This is a genomic window from Kineosporia sp. NBRC 101677 (assembly GCF_030269265.1).
Classification (GTDB): domain Bacteria; phylum Actinomycetota; class Actinomycetes; order Actinomycetales; family Kineosporiaceae; genus Kineosporia; species Kineosporia rhizophila.
On record NZ_BSTA01000001.1, the window covers coordinates 165,930 to 183,480 of the forward strand.

The 17,551-nt window shown below is 69.8% G+C and carries 18 protein-coding genes; 5 read left to right on the plus strand and 13 right to left on the minus strand.

Annotated elements, in window-relative coordinates; all coding sequences use genetic code 11:
• Window positions 1-148 precede the first annotated feature (148 nt).
• Together QSK18_RS00720 and QSK18_RS00725 are read right to left on the minus strand one after the other, a co-directional pair.
• Window positions 149-541 (minus strand): ArsR/SmtB family transcription factor, encoded by a 393-nt coding sequence (locus tag QSK18_RS00720; RefSeq protein WP_269810157.1) that lies wholly within the window; start codon window positions 539-541, stop codon window positions 149-151.
• 14 nt (window positions 542-555) lie between these two features.
• On the minus strand, window positions 556-1,191 hold the full coding sequence (locus QSK18_RS00725; RefSeq protein WP_502894169.1) for an SRPBCC family protein: 636 nt from the start codon (window positions 1,189-1,191) through the stop codon (window positions 556-558).
• Window positions 1,192-1,320: 129 nt separating this feature from the next.
• On the opposite strand from QSK18_RS00725, the gene QSK18_RS00730 reads away from it, so the two are divergent.
• Together QSK18_RS00730 and QSK18_RS00735 are read left to right on the plus strand one after the other, a co-directional pair.
• Window positions 1,321-1,638, plus strand: a complete 318-nt coding sequence (locus QSK18_RS00730) for an ArsR/SmtB family transcription factor (RefSeq protein WP_232811326.1) — start codon at window positions 1,321-1,323, stop codon at window positions 1,636-1,638.
• On the plus strand, window positions 1,635-2,558 hold the full coding sequence (locus QSK18_RS00735) for an SRPBCC family protein (protein ID WP_285616290.1): 924 nt from the start codon (window positions 1,635-1,637) through the stop codon (window positions 2,556-2,558). Before QSK18_RS00730 ends, QSK18_RS00735 begins: the two co-directional genes overlap by 4 nt.
• Before the next feature lie 212 nt (window positions 2,559-2,770).
• On the opposite strand, the gene QSK18_RS00740 is transcribed toward QSK18_RS00735, so the two are convergent.
• The 10 genes from QSK18_RS00740 to QSK18_RS36235 form a co-directional block, all read right to left on the minus strand.
• Window positions 2,771-3,052, minus strand: coding sequence for a DUF4287 domain-containing protein (locus QSK18_RS00740; protein WP_285616291.1), 282 nt, complete (start codon window positions 3,050-3,052; stop codon window positions 2,771-2,773).
• An 80-nt stretch (window positions 3,053-3,132) separates the two neighbouring features.
• Window positions 3,133-3,564: a hypothetical protein gene (locus QSK18_RS00745; RefSeq protein ID WP_285616292.1), complete on the minus strand. Its 432-nt coding sequence runs from the start codon at window positions 3,562-3,564 to the stop codon at window positions 3,133-3,135.
• A 128-nt stretch (window positions 3,565-3,692) separates the two neighbouring features.
• Window positions 3,693-5,078 (minus strand): DUF2786 domain-containing protein, encoded by a 1,386-nt coding sequence (locus tag QSK18_RS00750; RefSeq protein ID WP_285616293.1) that lies wholly within the window; start codon window positions 5,076-5,078, stop codon window positions 3,693-3,695.
• 472 nt (window positions 5,079-5,550) lie between these two features.
• Window positions 5,551-6,228 carry an alpha/beta hydrolase gene (locus QSK18_RS00755; RefSeq protein ID WP_352396426.1) on the minus strand — a complete coding sequence of 226 codons (678 nt, stop codon included), beginning with the start codon at window positions 6,226-6,228 and terminating at the stop codon, window positions 5,551-5,553.
• A gap of 96 nt (window positions 6,229-6,324) precedes the next feature.
• On the minus strand, window positions 6,325-7,446 hold the full coding sequence (locus tag QSK18_RS00760) for a GuaB3 family IMP dehydrogenase-related protein (protein ID WP_232811321.1): 1,122 nt from the start codon (window positions 7,444-7,446) through the stop codon (window positions 6,325-6,327).
• Between the two features lie 129 nt (window positions 7,447-7,575).
• Window positions 7,576-9,048 carry an IMP dehydrogenase gene (gene guaB / locus QSK18_RS00765; RefSeq protein ID WP_232811448.1) on the minus strand — a complete coding sequence of 491 codons (1,473 nt, stop codon included), beginning with the start codon at window positions 9,046-9,048 and terminating at the stop codon, window positions 7,576-7,578.
• A gap of 165 nt (window positions 9,049-9,213) precedes the next feature.
• Window positions 9,214-10,341, minus strand: coding sequence for a hypothetical protein (locus QSK18_RS00770; protein WP_232811320.1), 1,128 nt, complete (start codon window positions 10,339-10,341; stop codon window positions 9,214-9,216).
• Window positions 10,338-10,919, minus strand: a complete 582-nt coding sequence (gene shbA / locus QSK18_RS00775) for an RNA polymerase sigma factor ShbA (RefSeq protein WP_232811319.1) — start codon at window positions 10,917-10,919, stop codon at window positions 10,338-10,340. The genes QSK18_RS00770 and shbA overlap by 4 nt, the downstream gene beginning before the upstream one ends.
• 64 nt (window positions 10,920-10,983) lie before the next feature.
• Window positions 10,984-11,598: a response regulator transcription factor gene (locus tag QSK18_RS00780; protein ID WP_052530831.1), complete on the minus strand. Its 615-nt coding sequence runs from the start codon at window positions 11,596-11,598 to the stop codon at window positions 10,984-10,986.
• A 315-nt stretch (window positions 11,599-11,913) separates the two neighbouring features.
• Window positions 11,914-13,251, minus strand: a complete 1,338-nt coding sequence (locus QSK18_RS36235) for a MerR family transcriptional regulator (protein WP_232811318.1) — start codon at window positions 13,249-13,251, stop codon at window positions 11,914-11,916.
• A 358-nt stretch (window positions 13,252-13,609) separates the two neighbouring features.
• Between QSK18_RS36235 and QSK18_RS00790 the strand changes: the two genes are divergently transcribed.
• Window positions 13,610-13,918 (plus strand): WhiB family transcriptional regulator, encoded by a 309-nt coding sequence (locus QSK18_RS00790; RefSeq protein WP_285616295.1) that lies wholly within the window; start codon window positions 13,610-13,612, stop codon window positions 13,916-13,918.
• 83 nt (window positions 13,919-14,001) lie between these two features.
• Here QSK18_RS00790 and QSK18_RS00795 read toward each other — a convergent pair whose 3' ends face one another.
• On the minus strand, window positions 14,002-15,198 hold the full coding sequence (locus tag QSK18_RS00795; RefSeq protein ID WP_232811316.1) for a THUMP-like domain-containing protein: 1,197 nt from the start codon (window positions 15,196-15,198) through the stop codon (window positions 14,002-14,004).
• A 241-nt stretch (window positions 15,199-15,439) separates the two neighbouring features.
• Here QSK18_RS00795 and groES point away from each other — a divergent pair, with 241 nt between their 5' ends.
• Together groES and groL are read left to right on the plus strand one after the other, a co-directional pair.
• Window positions 15,440-15,739, plus strand: a complete 300-nt coding sequence (gene groES, locus QSK18_RS00800; RefSeq protein ID WP_231444726.1) for a co-chaperone GroES — start codon at window positions 15,440-15,442, stop codon at window positions 15,737-15,739.
• A 121-nt stretch (window positions 15,740-15,860) separates the two neighbouring features.
• Entirely contained in the window at window positions 15,861-17,480 is a 1,620-nt protein-coding gene (gene groL / locus QSK18_RS00805; protein WP_232811315.1) for a chaperonin GroEL, read from the plus strand.
• The last annotated feature ends 71 nt before the right edge of the window (window positions 17,481-17,551 follow it).

Genomic DNA, 17,551 nt, shown 5'->3' on the forward strand with positions numbered 1-17,551 from the left:
TGTACACCTGGTACCGCGTGTACACCTCGCCACAGGGCAACCGCGGGCTGAGGCTGAGCGCCATCACGAAAACCACCTCGGAATTCCTCGACCCGGCGGCCGCGCCGACGCTCTTACGGCCTGAGATCCTCACGACCCAGCCTCGCGATCACCCAGCCTGACGATCGTCCTTTGTTTGCCCTTGTTCTTTTTCAGCCAGACCTTTGCGCCGCTCCCGCTGCCCCCGCGCGATCTCGGTGGCCAGGGCGTCCAGCGGCTGCACCAGCGCCTCGACCGGGTTGCGCAGCGCCTCCAGCCAGTTGCGCGCCGCCGCCACCCCCTCGTCGTCGATCGCGTACAAGCGCCGCTGACCCTCCGCCCGCACCTTCACCAGCCCCGCCGCCAGCAGCACCTTCAGGTGGTGCGACACGGCCGGCTGGGTGACGGCGGTCCGCGCCCGGACCGCCGTCACCAGCGCACCCACGGGCTGCTCCCCCGCCGACAACAGCTCCAAGAGGTGCCGCCTCAACGGGTCGCCCAGGGCTTCGAACACGCGCTCCATGACCGGCGATCCTGTCAGCTTTCCGAACTGTCCTCGGAAGTACCGGTGTAGAAGCCGAACGTGCGATCGGCCGCGGCCCTGGCCGCCTCCGGCGCGTCCCCGGACGCAATCGCCGCCTCGGCCCAGCCATCGGCACACAGGCGCATGAAGGTCTTGCCCTCCGGCGTGGTTCCCCAGAGCGCCGCTTCGGCCGGATCCATCGAAGCGCCCGTGTCGAGATATGCGCCGAGACCGTAGAGCGCCCCGTCCCAGCCGACCCCCGTGGCGCCCGGACCGAACTGGTCCCAGAGCTCCTGGGGCACGACCGCCTCATGCTCCAGCTCGAGTGTCGCCCCCTCCGGCGCCTCGGCCAGACGCACCCTGACCCACGACGTCATCTCGCCGAATTCCCAGGTGAGAGCGAAGAACTCGGGCGCCTCGCAGCGCTCGACCGTGCCCCCGGCATTCCCCTCCAGCTGGTAGTGACCGCCCACCTTCAGATCCCCGCTGACCGGAAGGAACCAGCGCGGGATGCGCTCGGCGTTGGTCAGCACGTCCCAGAGGTCGGCTCGATCGGTGGCGTAGGTACGGCGGGCCACCGAGACCTTGGTCGGAACCCCCTCCCGAGTGCCGTTACGTACCTCTCGGACCACCAGACCGGCGGCGGCAATGTCCACGCGCTTACTCCTTCATAAGTGGCGACTTATATAAGTGGAAGTATATGAAGTCTCCGTCCCCTGGCAAGCACCTTGGTACATTCACTTGACGACATATACCGCCGGAGGTACTTTCCCGGAGTGATGACGGTCTTCGAGATCCTGGCCCTTCCGGTCCGCCGCGAGATCCTCGACCACCTGCGCCGAGGGCCGAGTTCGGTGGGGGAACTGGCCGAGACCCTCGGAGTCAGCCAGCCGATCATGTCCAAGCACCTGCGGGTGCTCCGCGAGAGCGGGTTCGTCAGCGTGCGCGCCGAGGCCCAGCGCCGTTGGTACGAGCTGCGTCCGGAACCGTTCGCCGAGGTGGCGAACTGGCTCGAGCCGTACCGCTGGATGTGGCACGACAGCCTCGACCGGCTGGGCGAGCAGCTCGACACCCTGCGCGAGGAGGAGGAACGATGACCGATCCCAGCTTCCTGAACGATCAGGGCCGCCCGGCCGTGCGCCTGGAGCGCCGCTACCCCCATCCGGTCGAGCGGGTCTGGCGCGCCGTGACCGAGTCGGCCAGCCTGACCCACTGGTTCCCCAGCGAGGTCGAGTTCGACCTGGCCGCAGGCAAAGTGGTGTTCGACCCGAACGGCCCGGACCCCATGACAGGTCTGGTGCTGGAGTCCGACCCACCCCGCCGCCTGATCTTCACCTGGGACAGCGACCAGCTCGAGTTCACCCTGGCCCCGGACGGCGACGGCACCCTCTTCACCCTGACCCACCGATTCGACGACCGGCCCGGCGCCGCCAGCTTCGCCACCGGCTGGGAGCAGTGCCTGAACGCCCTGCTGAACGAGGCCGCCCCCGCACCGCAAGGACGGAAGGCCACCGCGCGCCACGAGGAGCTGGTACTCCGGTTCGGCCTCGACCAACCCGAGATCACCTGGGCCGGGCAAGAATGGACGATCCGCTACGAACGCCAGCTCAGCTGCGACGCCGACACGGCCTGGAACCTGTTGTTCGGCGATGAAGTTCCGATAGCCGGCCACACCTTTCCCCCGCGCGTTAGCTCCTTTCCGGCAGCCAGCAACGCCTCTCAGGCAGTCAGCAGCACCTTCCCCCCGGGCGACATCGAGTTCCGGACCAAGCAGCCAGACCAGACCACCCTCGGCCGGCTCACCACCGTGGACGCACCGCGCGCGTTCACCTTCGAAGTGCCCGACGGAGTACCAGGTCGCGCCGGGTCCGGCCGCCTCGGCGCGGGCACCGGCCAGGGAGCAAGACTGTTCCTGGAGGTGACCGGCTCAGGCAAGGACGAACTACAGACCGCACTCGTGGTCTGGGGCACCGAAGCGGTAGCCGGGCTGGCCCGGGCGGCCGCCGCTCTGGGCTGACTGCCCAGCTCACAGGCCCAACTCACGGGCCCAACTCACGGGCCCAGCTCGCAGGCGCCGCTGACGGCCCTCACCCACCACCTCGCCCACGGCGCGGCCGCACACCCAGTTGGCTGACCACGTCGGCAGCCCACGTCGGCAGCCCACGGGGCCAACCCAACTGGCCATCTTGCCTCGCGGTCAGCCCAGCGGCCGCTCCCCCGGGAGCGACTTCAGCGGTTGGCTTTTCCGTCCAGCCTCAGCACCGCGGACTCGTCCCGGTGAACCCCCTCGCTGCCCACATGCTTCTCGCTGATCTCGGGACCGTTCTTCAGCACGTGGAAGAACGCCATGGCGTGCCCCCGCCCGATGCCGTAGTCGTCTTTCAGCCAGGCGGCCACGTCCCCGGCCTTGCTGGTCTCATTGAACCCGCGCTGCCGGGCGACCTCGAGCAGGGCGGACGGGATCATGCCGGACTTGGTCTCGACCGCGTCGATGTAGGCCTGGAAGGACATGAGACTCCTCGTTCTCGGTGCGCCACTGGATGCCCGCGCTTCTCCTCATACAGACTGCGCTCACCCCCTGGATTCATCGGTCAGTCGCCCAGCCGCTCCAATGTCTGAGCGCTCCAACTGAGGGTGACACTGCCGTCGGTGATGCTCACGCCCTCCTCGTCCATCGTGACCGAAACCCCCGACAGGTCGCCCTGGAACGGGTCCGGTGCCACGTAGAAGCGGTCACCCGCATGCCCGGCCTGATAGACGTGCACCTCCTGCCTCCCTCCGACCACGAGCAGCTCCGGGTAGCTCACCCAGCTCACGCAGTACCCGTCGTCCTGACAATCCTGCCGAGCGACCTTCTCGAACACCGCCAGGCTGTCCCCCACCACCCATCGGCACCCAAGGATGAACAGCACCACGACCACCGCCGTGCCGATCATCAGGGGCCACCGGCGTCGGCGGGTGCCGCGCGCACTGCCGGGGCTGTTCGGACCGCTCGGCAGGGGCTGGGTCTTGGCCGTCTTCATCCGAAGACGCTATTCGGACAGATGGGCTACGGCGTCCTACTACAGGGGGATCTGCTGGCGGATATCAGACACCTGCCATTAGCCCACCCGCCATCAGCCACCCCCTGTCTCCTCACCGCCTTGTCAGCTCATTGCCGCACCGCCGTCGCGGTGCCGAACGTGGCCTGGTCGGCGGCACCTCGGCCGCTCGCCCAGCCCATGTGGTCGCCCACCCGGATGCTGCGCCCCCGGGTGACGGTCGGGAACAGTTCGGCGAAGCGGTCTTCCACGTCCTGCTGACGGCTGGCCAGCACCGGCAGCAAGCGGTCGTCGCCGATCTCCGAACGCGCGGCCTGGGTCTGCTCCTCGGTGATCTCGGCCAGGCGCTCGCCGATCCGGAATGCGTACGCGGCCAGGAACGACTGACGGAAGGTCTTGCTGCGGGCCCGGCCACCGGCCTGCTCGATCCGGCCGGCTCTCGTCATCGCCGAGGTGGCCTGCACCAGCAGCGAGGTGAAGAGCGCTTCCACCGCGTCGAGGTCGGCGTCGAAACCGATCACCGTGCAGAAGCCGATGTTCTTGGTCCACACCGAGCGGGTGCGGTTGGCCGAGGCGACCGCGTTCAGCAGAACGGTCTTGGACTGCTCGTAGGGCGGGTCGATCCAGATGCGCCGGGTGGCCGGCCGTTCACCCCGCGGCCCCCGCCCGCCACCTTCGGAGCCGGCCTGCACCATGGCCATGTCGATGCTGTGCCGGGCCATGCGTTCCTGCGCCCCCGCGGTGAACGCTTCAGCCTCGGCCTCGGAAGTGGTTGCCTCAGCCTTGGCCAGGAGTGCCCGGATCCGGCTGAGCACCCGTTCGTCCACCGGCCGCGCCGACCTCTGCCCCGGCCCTGGCGCCGCGTTCGGCGCACCGGCCCCAGCGTTCGATCCCTCGTCCGAACGGGATTCCGAGGCCGGAGGCCGGTACTCCCCCGGCGGCGGACCGATCCTCTCCAACCCCGGCAGCACCAGCAAAAGCGCCACCAGTTCAAGCAGTTCCGGCGCGAAGGTCACCCAGCCATCTCGCTCGATGCGGGCCTGCGCCAAGGTCTGCCCCGAGGGCCACCAGCGCTCCACCTCGAACTCGGCTACCTGAGCCTGCCACCGCGGATCGACCGTGATCGCCGCGTAGCCGGCCAGTTGCTCCGACACTGCCTCGCCGGCGAGCACCGCCCGGCCCGGCCCCAGTTTGCGGCCCACGTAGCGCACCACGTCGGCCGGCTCCCACCCCCGCGACCAGGCTTGCTGAACTGCAGAAGGCAGACGCACAGCCAAGTCACGGGCCACCAGGGCGCGCCACCCGTCCACGTCCGGCCTCTGCACGAGAGCGTCCGACACCAGCTCGAAGGCAGCCTTGTCGCCGGCAGCGAGTGCCGTCATCGCCGCCTGCAGCAGGATCTCGGCCAGTTTCTCCGGAGGCAGTTGCGCCCCGGCGATCCCGGTCAGCCCCCGCACCCCGGATGCGCTGCTCTTGCGACGGTCTTTGCTACCCATGCGATCACCCTAGGCTGACCGGCTCCCTGGTCCGGCCCTGGTGGAGGTCGGGTGGGCAACCACTTCAATCCACAGGTCAGGGTCGGCAGGAACCTTAAATCCGGTGTCGCTACGTGTTCAGATGCCTTATGCAAGAATCCTTTTGAAGAGTCAATACTTGGAAATCCAAGCACAGTCCCGACAAACTCTCTCTATTCCCTGGCCTCACCGAAGGGTGAATATTTGTTACAGCGCGCAACGGGGCTTCACAGATCGCGGAGGTCGGGGCAGTAGAGCGGCGGCGGGTCGGGCGGGCGGCCGCGGCGACAGGCTCGTCGCCAACCGGCAGAAACTAGAGATGGCCTGGCAGCAAGTCACGCCGAGCCCGAAAGCAAACCAGAAACGGGCCAAGCGGCAAGTCCACGCTGGGCCCGGGTGGAGAGCAGCGGTCGGAAACACAACGAACGGCGGCTCGCCGCGAGATCGACGAGGGTTACGGGGTCTGCCGTCTGGGGCCGTGCTCGGTGAGTCCCAGGATGTCCAGTGCTGCGGCTGCGGTCAGGGTGTCCCACTGCTTGATCGAGCGCAGCATTGCGTGGTCTGCGCCGGGGATCTCGTGATGGACCACCGAGTCCGCGGCGGAGCGGGCGCGCTCGGCGTACCGGGAGGTCAGTCGTGGGTCGGTGACCTTGTCCTCGGTTCCGTGCACCAGCGCTACCGAGCGGCCGGCCAGCTGGTGCACCGGTTCGTCTTCGGGAACCCACGGCGCGAGGGCCACCGCGCCGCGCACGTTCTCACCATCGGCGACGCGTAGCGCCGTACGCGCCCCCATCGAGTGGCCGACCAACACGATTGGGCGAGCCAAACGTCCTTCAATTTGCTCTAAGGCCCACCGTGCATCCTCCACCGGCGAAGCTTCGGGCCCGTTCCACCCTCGTACCGCGAAGCGAAGGTTCCAGACCTGCACACCATGCCTGTGCACCCGCCGGTGCAGAGCCTCCGCCAGGAGGTTCACTCTCAGCACGGCGGGCTGGTACCAGGTGACGGGTTCACGTCCGCTGACCCGGCCGCCGTGCAGCACCAGCGCTACGGCGCGCACCTTTTCGGCCGGGAGGCGAGAACTGCGCACGGACAGGTGGCGGCCCGTACCGGGGAAGAATCGGCTGTTCACAGGAGGGCTTCGGAACCGGGTGCGGGCGTGGATGGCTCAGGACGACAGTGATCCCGGAGTTCCTGGTCGAGGAGCTCCGGGATCATCAGTCAGGAATCAGCTGGGCTGGTAGGGCGAGACGACGACCTCGACCCGCTGGAACTCCTTGAGGTCGGAGTAGCCGGTGGTGGCCATCGAGCGGCGCAGCGCCCCGATCAGGTTGGTGGTGCCGTCGGCCACCCGGCCCGGACCGTAGAGGATCTCCTCCAGGGTGCCGACCGTGCCGACCTGGGCCCGGGTGCCGCGGGGCACCGACGGGTGGTGAGCCTCCGGACCCCAGTGGAAGCCCCGGCCGGGCGCGTCGGACGCGCGGGCCAGCGCAGCCCCCAGCATGACCGCGTCGGCGCCGCAGGCGATCGCCTTGACCATCTCACCCGACCGGCCCATCCCGCCGTCGGCGATGACGTGCACGTAACGGCCGCCCGACTCGTCCATGTAGTCGCGACGGGCTGCGGCCACGTCGGCCACCGCGCTCGCCATCGGGGCGTGGATGCCCAGCGTGTCGCGGGTGGTGTGGGTGGCGCCGCCGCCGAAACCGACCAGCACGCCGGCCGCGCCGGTGCGCATCAGGTGCAGGGCGGCGGTGTAGGTGGCGCAGCCGCCGACGATCACCGGCACGTCGAGCTCGTAGATGAAGCGCTTGAGGTTCAGCGGTTCGGCCCGGCCGGAGACGTGCTCGGCCGAGACCGTGGTACCGCGGATGACGAACAGGTCGACCCCGGCGTCCACCACGGTCTTCCAGAACTCCTGGGTGCGCTGCGGGGTGAGCGCCGCGGCCACGGTGACCCCGCCGTCGCGGATCTGCCGGATGCGCTCGACGATCAGCTCGGGCTTGATCTCCTCGGCGTACAGCTCCTGCATGCGCCGGGTGGCCACGGCCGGCTCGAGCCCGGCGATCTCGGCCAGCAGCGGCGCCGGGTCCTCGTAGCGCGTCCACAGACCCTCGAGGTCGAGCACGCCCAGACCACCCAGGTTGCCCATGGCCACGGCGGTGGCCGGGGACATCACCGAGTCCATCGGGGCGGCGACGATCGGCAGGTCGAAGCGGTAGGCGTCGATCTGCCAGTGCGTCGACACCTCTTCGGGATCGCGGGTCCGCCGGCTGGGGACGATCGCGATGTCGTCGAACGTGTAGGCGCGCCGGCCCCGCTTGCCCCGGCCGATCTCGATCTCAGTCACAAACGGAAGGTTACCGATAGGGGCAGGGCTGCGCGGCATCGCCGTGACGAGGAGGTGCCCGGTGCAGGCGATGTCGTGCAGCCCTGACCCTCAGGGACGGCGGTGGCGCACCGCCGCCCCCTGGTCACCTCAGCGGCGGCTGTAGTTGGGAGCCTCGACCGTCATCTGGATGTCGTGCGGGTGGCTCTCCTTCAGACCCGCCGAGGTGATCCGGACGAACTGGCCCTTGGCCTTCAGCTCGGGCACGGTGGCGGCGCCGACGTAGAACATCGACTGCCGCAGGCCACCGATCAGCTGGTAGGCCACGGCACCGAGGGGGCCTCGGTAGGGCACCTGGCCCTCGATGCCCTCGGGCACGAACTTGTCGTCGGTCACGTCGCCCTGGAAGTACCTGTCCTTGGAGTAGGACTTGGCCTTGCCCCGGGACTGCGCCGCGCCGAGCGAGCCCATGCCGCGGTAGCTCTTGAACTGCTTGCCGTTGATGAAGACCAGGTCGCCCGGGCTCTCCTCGCAGCCGGCCAGCAGCGAGCCCAGCATCACCGTGTCGGCCCCGGCGACCAGGGCCTTGGCGATGTCGCCGGAGTACTGCAGGCCACCGTCACCGATCACCGGCACGCCCGCGGCCTTGGCCGCCCGCGCCGCCTCGAGGATCGCGGTGACCTGGGGCACGCCGACGCCGGCCACGACCCGGGTGGTGCAGATCGAGCCGGGCCCGACCCCGACCTTGACCCCGTCGGCCCCGGCGTCGATCAGGGCCTGGGCCCCGGCGCGGGTGGCCACGTTGCCGCCGATGATGTCGACGTGCGCCGCGGCGCTGTCTTTCTTCAGCCGGGCGATCATGTCGGCCACACCGTGCGAGTGGCCGTGCGCCGTGTCGACGATCAGCACGTCGACCCCGGCCTCGACCAGCGCCATACCGCGCTTCCAGGCGTCGTCGAAGAAGCCGATCGCCGCGCCCACCCGCAGCCGGCCGGCCTCGTCCTTGGTGGCCAGCGGGAACTGCTCACGCTTGGTGTAGTCCTTCACCGTGATCAGCCCGGCCAGCCGGCCGGACTCGTCGACCAGCGGCAGCTTCTCGATCTTGTTGCGGGCCAGCAGGGCCATCGCGTCGTCCGGGCTGATCCCGACCGGGCCGGTGATCAGCGGCATCCGGGTCATCACGTCACCGACGCGACGGCTGGAGTCGGACTCGAAGCGCATGTCCCGGTTGGTGATGATGCCGACCAGCTTGCCCGCGTCGTCGACCACCGGCAGGCCGGAGACCCGGTAGTGGCCGCACAGCGCGTCCACCTCGCCGAGAGTGGCGTCCTGGGTGGTGGTGACGGGGTGGGTGACCATGCCGGCCTCGGAGCGCTTGACCTGGTCGACGTGCTGCGCCTGGTCCTCGATGGACAGGTTGCGGTGCAGCACCCCCAGACCACCCTGGCGGGCCATGGCGATCGCCATCCGGGCCTCGGTGACGGTGTCCATCGCCGCCGACATCAGCGGGATGGCGACCTCGACCCGGCGGCTCACCCGGGAACGGGTGTCGGCCGCGCTGGGGATGACGTCGCTCTCACCCGGCAGGAGCAGGACGTCGTCGTAGGTGAGTCCGAGCGGCATCGCCGGGATCTCGTCGTTGGGGTTCACGCTCACCAGGAAAACCTTCCGCGTCGCGGCTCTTCGGAGCACTGCACGGGTGACGAACGGCGCCGATTCGCGTTGTCTTCCCGTGCACCCATGCTAGTCACGATCGGAGGGTGCTCCTGACCCGTGGGCAGTGACCGCTCAGTCGGCGGACGAGGCCTGGGCCGGGCTGGTGTCGGACGACCCACCCGAGGAGGACCCGGTGTTGGTCGCCGGCGGATCGGTCTGGCCGCCGCTGCTGCCACTGCCGCTGCTCGTCGGCTCGCTGGCCGGCGTGGTGACACTGTGCGACGTGGAGGTGGGCGGCGCCGGCTCGTCGGTGGTGCTGGAAGGCGGTGCGCTGGGCTCGTTCTCGCCCCCGCTGCCCCCGCCGCTGGTGGTCGGCGCGCCGGTGGGCGTGGTGGTGGGCGGAGCCGAGGGGCTGGCGGTGACCGGGCCCTCGCCGGTCGGGGTGACGTCCGGGGTGCTGGTGGCGGCCACTGTCGTCGCCCCGGGCACGCTCGGGTCGTCGGGGTCGCCGGGCAGCTGAGTGGCCAACGTCTCGACCTGCTGGTCCAGGTCGGCCGTCTCGTCGTCGGGCAGTTCGGCGAGCATCTTGCGGGCGGTGTTCAGATGCTGCGCGGCCTGCTCGGGATCGCTGACCGCGAGCTCCTGGGCCAGGGCGAGCTCGGCCTGCGCCTGCTGCAGCTTGCTGTCGTTCGGGTCGGAGCGGTCGACGCCGGGCAGCTTGGCCACCACCGAGCCGACCCCGTTCAGCGGCGCCAGCGGGTCGCCCGCGACGGCAGCGCTGACGCCACCCCCGAGCAGGACCATGACGGCGATCGAGGCGGCCGCGACCGGGGCGGACACCTTGCCCGCGGCCACCCGCCAGCGCTTGCTGCGGGCCGCGGTGATCGGGGTGGGCAGGATCTCGGCCGGACCGGCGGTCAGGTCGTCGTCGTTGCCCTTCTCGCTCTTCTGCTCCGGCGAGGTGAGATCGATCAGGCTCTCCACCTCGAGGGCGGTGGGCCCGTCGAAGTACAGCGGGCGCCCGGCCAGGACCTCGACCAGGCGGGCGGTGGCCGGATCGGCCCCGGACTCGGCGTCGACGTCGCTCAGCAGCCGGTTCAGGGCCGCGGCGGTCGGGTCGAGCAGATCGTCGTCGGAGGGCCGGCGGGCAGCCAGCCGGTCGAGCAGCGCATCGGTCGCGGCGAGCTCGGAGAGGTCGGCGGTGGGCACCTCGGTGCCACCGTCCTTGTCGTCACCGGGGGCGGGGGGCGTCGTACTCATGCCGTCTCCGTCGCAGGAACATCGATCATGCCCCGCAGGCGCTGCATCGCCCGGTGCTGGGCAACCCTGACCGCCCCCGCGGTCATCCCCAGCGCCCGGCCCGTCTCCTCGGCCGACATCCCCACCGCCACACGCAGCACGAGCAGCTCGCGCAACTGGTCGGGAAGACGACTCAGGAGTTCACGGACCTGCTGCGCGTCACCGGCCCGCTCGGCCAGCTCCTCCGGCCCGGGAGCGGTCTCCGGGGTCTCCGGGACCTCCGCGACCGGCACGGCAGCACGGTAGAAGGCACGCTGGGCATCAGCCACCTTGTTGGCCGCAATCCGGTAGACGAACGCCTCGAAGGGTCGTCCTTCGTCCCGATAACGTCCAAGGGCCGAGAGCACAGCGATGCAAACCTCCTGCGCAACATCGTCCGCCGTGTGCTCCCCGCCGGGCATGCGCGAGAGTCTGGCCCGGCAGTAACGCCGCACCATCCGGTGAACGAGTTGGAGCAATCGTTCGGTGGCCGCGTCGTCACCCTGGACGGCGCGGGACGACAGCTCCTGGAAGTCTTCTGTGTCGTCCGGTGAAGACATCGCGACAGGAGGTCTCGGCGTTACACCTACGGCATTGGACTTGCCGCCCCGGACGGCCATTACTTCACCGTATCAGGCCCCACCGGAAGCCGACCGCAACGGCCTGAGCCCGGTCTGCGGCGCCCATCTTCCGAAAAAGCCTGCGAGCGTGCGTCTTCACGGTGTCTTCCGACAGGTAGAGCTCCTTGCCGATCTCGGCGTTGCTCCTACCTCGGCTCATTCCGGTGAGCACCTGCATCTCACGCTCGGTGAGGGGCGGGGCCGACACGTTCGCGTCGTTGCTGCGGGGGGCCGGGACCGTACGCCGGGCCAGGCCGTCGCTCAGGGCGTAGACCACCGTTGCCGCCACCTCCTCCCGGGACGCGTCCTTGACCAGGTAGCCGCGGGCGCCGCCGGCCACCGACCGGGCCACACCATCGGCGTCCTCGGCCATGGTCACCATAACCACGATCGCCTCGGGATGACGGGAGAGCAACCTCCGCGCCGCCTCGACGCCGCCGATCCCGGGCATCCGGACGTCCATCAGCACCAGCGAGGGACGCTCGACGGGCCAGCGCGCCAGCGCCTCCTCACCAGAGGATGCGTCCACGACCCGGGTAATGCCTGGAACTGAGGACAATGCCCTGTGCAAGGTCTCCCTGACCAGCGCAGAGTCGTCGCACACCAGAACCGTAGCCACAGATACACCTCACGAAACCTTGGCATCCCCCATCCGTGGGAGATGTCCCTGGTCCAAGGTTTCGACACCGGGGGCGGGGACTTGAGCCCCCGGGGCGATCATCCGAGCGGCGTCGGCGCACGTCGGGCGGGGTACGGGATGCGGCTAGGAGGGTGCGGCTGCAGGGCAGGGCGGGTGCCGTCGGGGGCGGCGTAGGTGCCGAACCATTGGACGCCCGCGAGCGGCAACGCGCCTCGGCCCACCTTCAGCGGTGGAGCCCCACACAGAACTGCTTACGGACGCTTGTGAGCCCACCTTTGACGGGCTTCGCGGCCGTCAGTTGTGCAGACCGCGCAGGACCTCGTCGATCGCCTCGATCAGCGAACCGGCCGTACGGGCGCTGGCCGGGATGGTGTCGGGCCGCCAGCCCGGCCCGGCCAGGATCACCGTGGGCGCGGGCCGCTGCCGACGCAGCATCTGCGCGTCGCCTGCGTCGGCCCCCGGCATCCGGGCGAACAGCACGATCACCGACGGCCCGGTGCGCCGCACCGACGAGGCCAGGGCGTGCGGAGGCAGCCCGGAACCCAGCATCCGGGTGGGCACCTCGTGCTCGGCCAGGGCCGCGGCCAGGGCGTGCAGCGGAAGCGAGTGGTAGTCCGAGTCGGCGCAGGCCAGCAGGACCATCGGGGAGTTACGGGTGATCCGGACATTCACCGCCGCGTTGCGGAACACCCCGAGGATCGCCTCGGAGAAAGCGTGCTCCACGTCGATGCCCTCGCCGGAGACCCGCACCCGCTCACCCAGCGCGCGCAGCACTGGCATGATCATCGAGTTCCAGGTCGGCACCACGCCCTGGCGCCGGATGCTCTCGCGCAGGATGCGGTGCGTCTCGAACGAGTCGAGCGCCATCGCGGCCCGGGCCAGACCCCGGCTCTGCGGCGTGCCGTCGGGCAGGGCCACGATCCGGCCGCCGCCGGACAGACCGCCCCGCGTGGTCTCGACCGAGCGCAGCGTGCCCGGCCAGTCTTCTTCGGCCTGGGGCTGGGGCTCGAACGGCTCGAGATCCAGCTCGTCCGGCTCGACCTCACGGGGCCCGCGCCAGGCCTGACCCCGGGCCGACCAGGCGGTGGGCTCCTCCTCGGACCCGACCCGCTCGTCGCGGCCGTAACCCCCGGCCAGCTCCACGTCGTCCAGGCCGGTCTCGTCGGGCAGGCCCAGACCGCGGCTCTTCACCTCGTGGTCGAGATCCACCTCGTCCATGAAGGAGCCGGGCGGGTAACGCTCCTCGTCCGGGTCGACCACCGGGGCCGGCCGGTTCGGGGCGACCGGGCGCGACTGGTCGAACGCCCCCAGCGCAGAGGCGTCGTACCCCTCGACCGGGGTGTGGTCGTCTTCCGGCTGGATCGGGCGGCCCTCGGGGCTGAGGGCGGTGGCCAGCGCGATCTTGGCGGCGTCACTGGGGGCGACGCCCTCCAGAGTGAGCCGGCGCATGACCATCAACCGGGCCACGTCGGCCGGTGAGTAGCGGCGGTGCGCGCCCGCCGTGTGGGCGGAGGGACCGAGGCCGTAACGGCGGTCCCAGGTGCGCAGCGTGGGAGGCGCGACGCCCAGGCGTCGGGCAACAGCAGCAACCGTAAGAGTCGGCGAGGGGGGCGTCGAACTCGCCTCCGTCACGTCGATCGGACCTTCGACGGGCTCTTCAGCTCCGGTCCCGGCCTGCCGAGACGTTTCTGACACTTCACCCGCCCCCTGGCACTAGAGAAACAGACACTAACTCACATCGCCTCCCGGCGCCGCCTGAGTCGAACAAGTGATGAAGCGATGACCCTTGAACAACTCTTGAAGCGGTACCTCGGGCTCGATTACCGATTCAAAGGTAGTTCACTCGCCCTTCAAGCGCGCACTGAGACGGCCGATGCATCTACTGCCAGGCCCTTCGTGGTTTCGGCGAAGTGCCGGACCGGCACCTCAACAGTTCAGCATCCGGCCGGACGGCCGGATGAGGTCCTTCGATCGGAATGGTGTGTCCATGATGGCTGAGATCTCGCGTCTTCCCGGGCCCGTTGCCGACCTGTGGGAATGGCAGCTCGAAGGGGCCTGCCGGACCGCGGATCCCCGGGTCTTCTTCCACCCCGAGGGCGAGCGCGGCCCAGCCCGCAGGCAGCGCGATGTGGCGGCCAAGTCAGTGTGCGCGCGGTGCCCGGTCCTGGAGCACTGCCGCTCGCACGCACTGCAGGTGCGTGAGCCGTACGGCGTGTGGGGCGGGCTCACGGAGGACGAGCGGGAGAACTTCTACGCGAGCGAGAGCCCGCTCGCGCAGCCGCAGACCGCAGCCAGTTAGTCCTTGTCCGAAGCGGGTTGCCGGGTTCCCGGGCCGGGGACGCGTCCCCGGTGAGCTGACCGATCCAGGCGCGCCACCCGTCCTCAGTTCGCCTTGTGCGGGCGGGCCACGATGACCGACTGACGCCCGGCCACCCGGGTGAGCACGATCGTCGCCTCGTTCGGCCCGGCCAGCCGCAACTGCTTGCGCAACTGCTCGGGCTCCACCGCGGTGCCCCGCTTCTTGATCGTGAGCCGGCCGACCCCCCGGTCGCGCAGGTAGGTGCGCAGCGACTTGAGCTGGAAGCCGAACACGTCCTCGACCGCGTAGACCTTGGCCAAAGGCGTGTACTCGGTGCGGTCGGCAGTAATGTAGGCGATGGTCGGGTCGATCAGCCGGCCGCCGATCTGGTTGGCCACCGCGGCCACCAGCCCGGCCCGGATCACCGCACCGTCGGGCTCGTAGAGGAACTGGCCCACCTTGCCCACCTCGGCGGGCACCGTGTCGGCCATCGAGCTGTCGTTGATCTCGGCGCCACCGCCGGCCGAGTCGAGCACCAGCGCACTGCGCCGCACCCCCTCCCGGCGCACCTTGCCGAACCACAGCCCGCACTCCACCACGTCACCGTCGACCGACACCCACTGCGCCTCGGTGTCTTCCGGAACCAGGTGATGCGGCACTCCGGGGGCAGTCTTCATGCCGACCGCAGGCAGCCGGCCGGCCAGCTCACGTACGAATGACAGCGGCGGATTCCCGGTGCGCGGGTCGAGCAGGCGCCGGCCCGAGGCCTCCCGCCGCGCCGGATCGAGGAAGGCGCCGTCCAGGTCGTCGATGCGCGTGGTCATCGCGTCTTCGTGCCGCACCACGGCCTCCGGCCAGTGCCGCAGGTTCACCGTCGCGATGGCCGCCGTGACCTCGTCCTTCTCCACCGCCACGACCTCCCGGTCGAGCGTGGCCAGGGCCATCGAGTCGGCCCCGACGCCGCAGCCCAGGTCGCCGACCCGCCGGATCCCGGCGTTGGCGAAACGCTGGGCGTGCCGGGCCGCGACCGGAAGCCGGGTGGCCTGCTCCAGACCCGTCGGGGTGAATAGCATGCCGTCGGCGAAGGGCCCGAACTTGGCCCGCGCGGCGGATCTGAGGCGCGACTGGGTGAGGGCGGCCGCGACCATCTCCGGCGGGTGCCCGTCGCGCCGCAACTGCTCGCCCAGGGTCATCGAGGTGGTCTCGTCGTAGGCCGGCAGCGACTCCAGCAGAGCCCATCCGTCGGAAGTCAGCAGCGTCGCGATACCGGTCAGATCCACCGGCGGATTCTCCCACGCGCCGGACGCCCCCGATCGCACCGGCGGCGCGCCGGACTTTGGCACTCGGGTTGACCGAGTGCTAACGAGCGTTCTAGATTCAACCTGGCACTCTCCCCTGGAGATTGCCAGCAGCAAGATCCCTCAGCAGGGCTCCGATCGGCACCCGCGACGACGGTCGATGTCCCGCTGGGACCCCAGTCCTTGTATTTTCATCGACGTTCCGAGAAGGGGAGGTCCGCCAGTGTCGGTCTCCATCAAGCCGCTCGAGGACCGCATTGTCGTCAAGCCGCTGGACGCGGAGCAGACGACGGCTTCTGGTCTCGTCATCCCGGACACCGCCAAGGAGAAGCCCCAGGAGGGCGAGGTCCTGGCGGTCGGTCCCGGGCGCTTCGACGACGAGGGCGAGAAGCGCATTCCGCTCGACGTCAAGGTCGGCGACACGGTCCTCTACAGCAAGTACGGCGGCACCGAGGTCAAGTACTCCGGCGAGGAGTACCTGATCCTCTCCGCCCGCGACGTGCTCGCGATCATCGAGAAGTGATCTGATTCGCCCTCGCCCCGGTCCGCCCTCACGGCGGCCGGGGCGTTCGCGTCTCCCGCCAGAACCGTCCTCGAACGGCCTAGAACCCAAAAAGCACACCTCGATCCAAGGGACTTGACCCATGGCAAAGACTCTCGAGTTCAACGACGACGCCCGGCGTTCGCTGGAGCGCGGTGTCGACGCGCTCGCCAACGCCGTCAAGGTGACGCTCGGCCCGCGCGGCCGCAACGTGGTGATCGACAAGAAGTGGGGCGCTCCCACGATCACCAACGACGGTGTGACGATCGCCAAGGAGGTGGAACTGGACGACCCGTACGAGAACCTGGGCGCCCAGCTCGCCAAGGAGGTCGCCACCAAGACCAACGACGTCGCCGGTGACGGCACCACCACCGCGACCGTGCTGGCCCAGGCGATGGTGAAGGAAGGCCTGCGCAACGTGGCCGCCGGCGCCGCCCCCTCCAGCCTGAAGCGCGGCATCGACGCGGCGGTGGAGGCGGTCAGCACCAAGCTGCTCGACACCGCCCGCGAGATCGAGGGCAAGGGCGAGATCGCCCACGTCGCCACCATCTCGGCGCAGGACTCGGTGGTCGGCAACCTGATCGCCGACGCGTTCGACAAGGTCGGCAAGGACGGCGTGATCACCGTCGAGGAGTCCTCCTCGGCCGGGACCGAGCTGGACTTCACCGAGGGCATGCAGTTCGACAAGGGTTACCTGTCGCCCTACTTCGTGACCGACACGGAGCGGATGGAGGCCGTCCTGGAGGACGCCTACATCCTGATCCACCAGAACAAGATCTCCTCGATCTCCGAGCTGCTGCCGCTGCTGGAGAAGGTGCTGCAGGCCGGCAAGCCGCTGCTGATCCTGGCCGAGGACGTGGACGGCGAGGCGCTGTCCACCCTGGTGGTCAACAAGATCAAGGGCACGTTCAACGCGGCCGCGGTCAAGGCGCCGGGCTTCGGCGACCGCCGCAAGGCCACCCTGCAGGACATCGCCGTGCTCACCGGCGGCCAGGTGGTCAGCCCCGAGATCGGCCTGAAGCTCGACCAGATCGGCCTCGAGGAGCTCGGCCGCGCCCGCCGCGTCGTCATCACCAAGGACGACACCACGATCATCGAGGGCGCCGGCGAGCGCTCCGAGGTCGAGGGCCGGATCCAGCAGATCCGCGCCGAGATCGAGCGCACCGACTCCGACTGGGACCGCGAGAAGCTCCAGGAGCGCCTGGCCAAGCTCGGTGGCGGCGTCTGCGTCATCCGTGTGGGTGCGCACACCGAGGTGGAGCTCAAGGAGAAGAAGCACCGCATCGAGGACGCCGTCTCGGCGACCCGCGCGGCCATCGAAGAGGGCATCGTCTCCGGCGGTGGCTCGGCCCTGGTCCACGCCGTCGCGGTGCTGGACGACAACCTCGGCCTGACCGGCGACGAGGCCACCGGCGTGCAGATCGTCAAGCGCGCCGCCGCCGAGCCGCTGCGCTGGATCGCCGAGAACGCCGGCCTCGAGGGCTACGTCGTGGTCCACCGGGTGCAGGAGGGTGGCGTGGGCACCGGCTTCGACGCCGCCGCCCAGGAGTACGGCGACCTGCTGGCCAAGGGCATCATCGACCCGGTCAAGGTCACCCGCTCGGCGCTGCGCAACGCCGCGTCCATCGCGTCGATGGTGCTCACCACCGACACGCTGGTCGTGGACAAGCCCGAGCCGGTCGAAGAGGCCGCCGCGGGTCACGGCCACGGGCACGGCCACTGATCTGAACTGGTAGTTGCAGGCCCGGTTCCCGCTTCGGCGGGGGCCGGGTCTGTTTTTGTTTTCGGACGTTT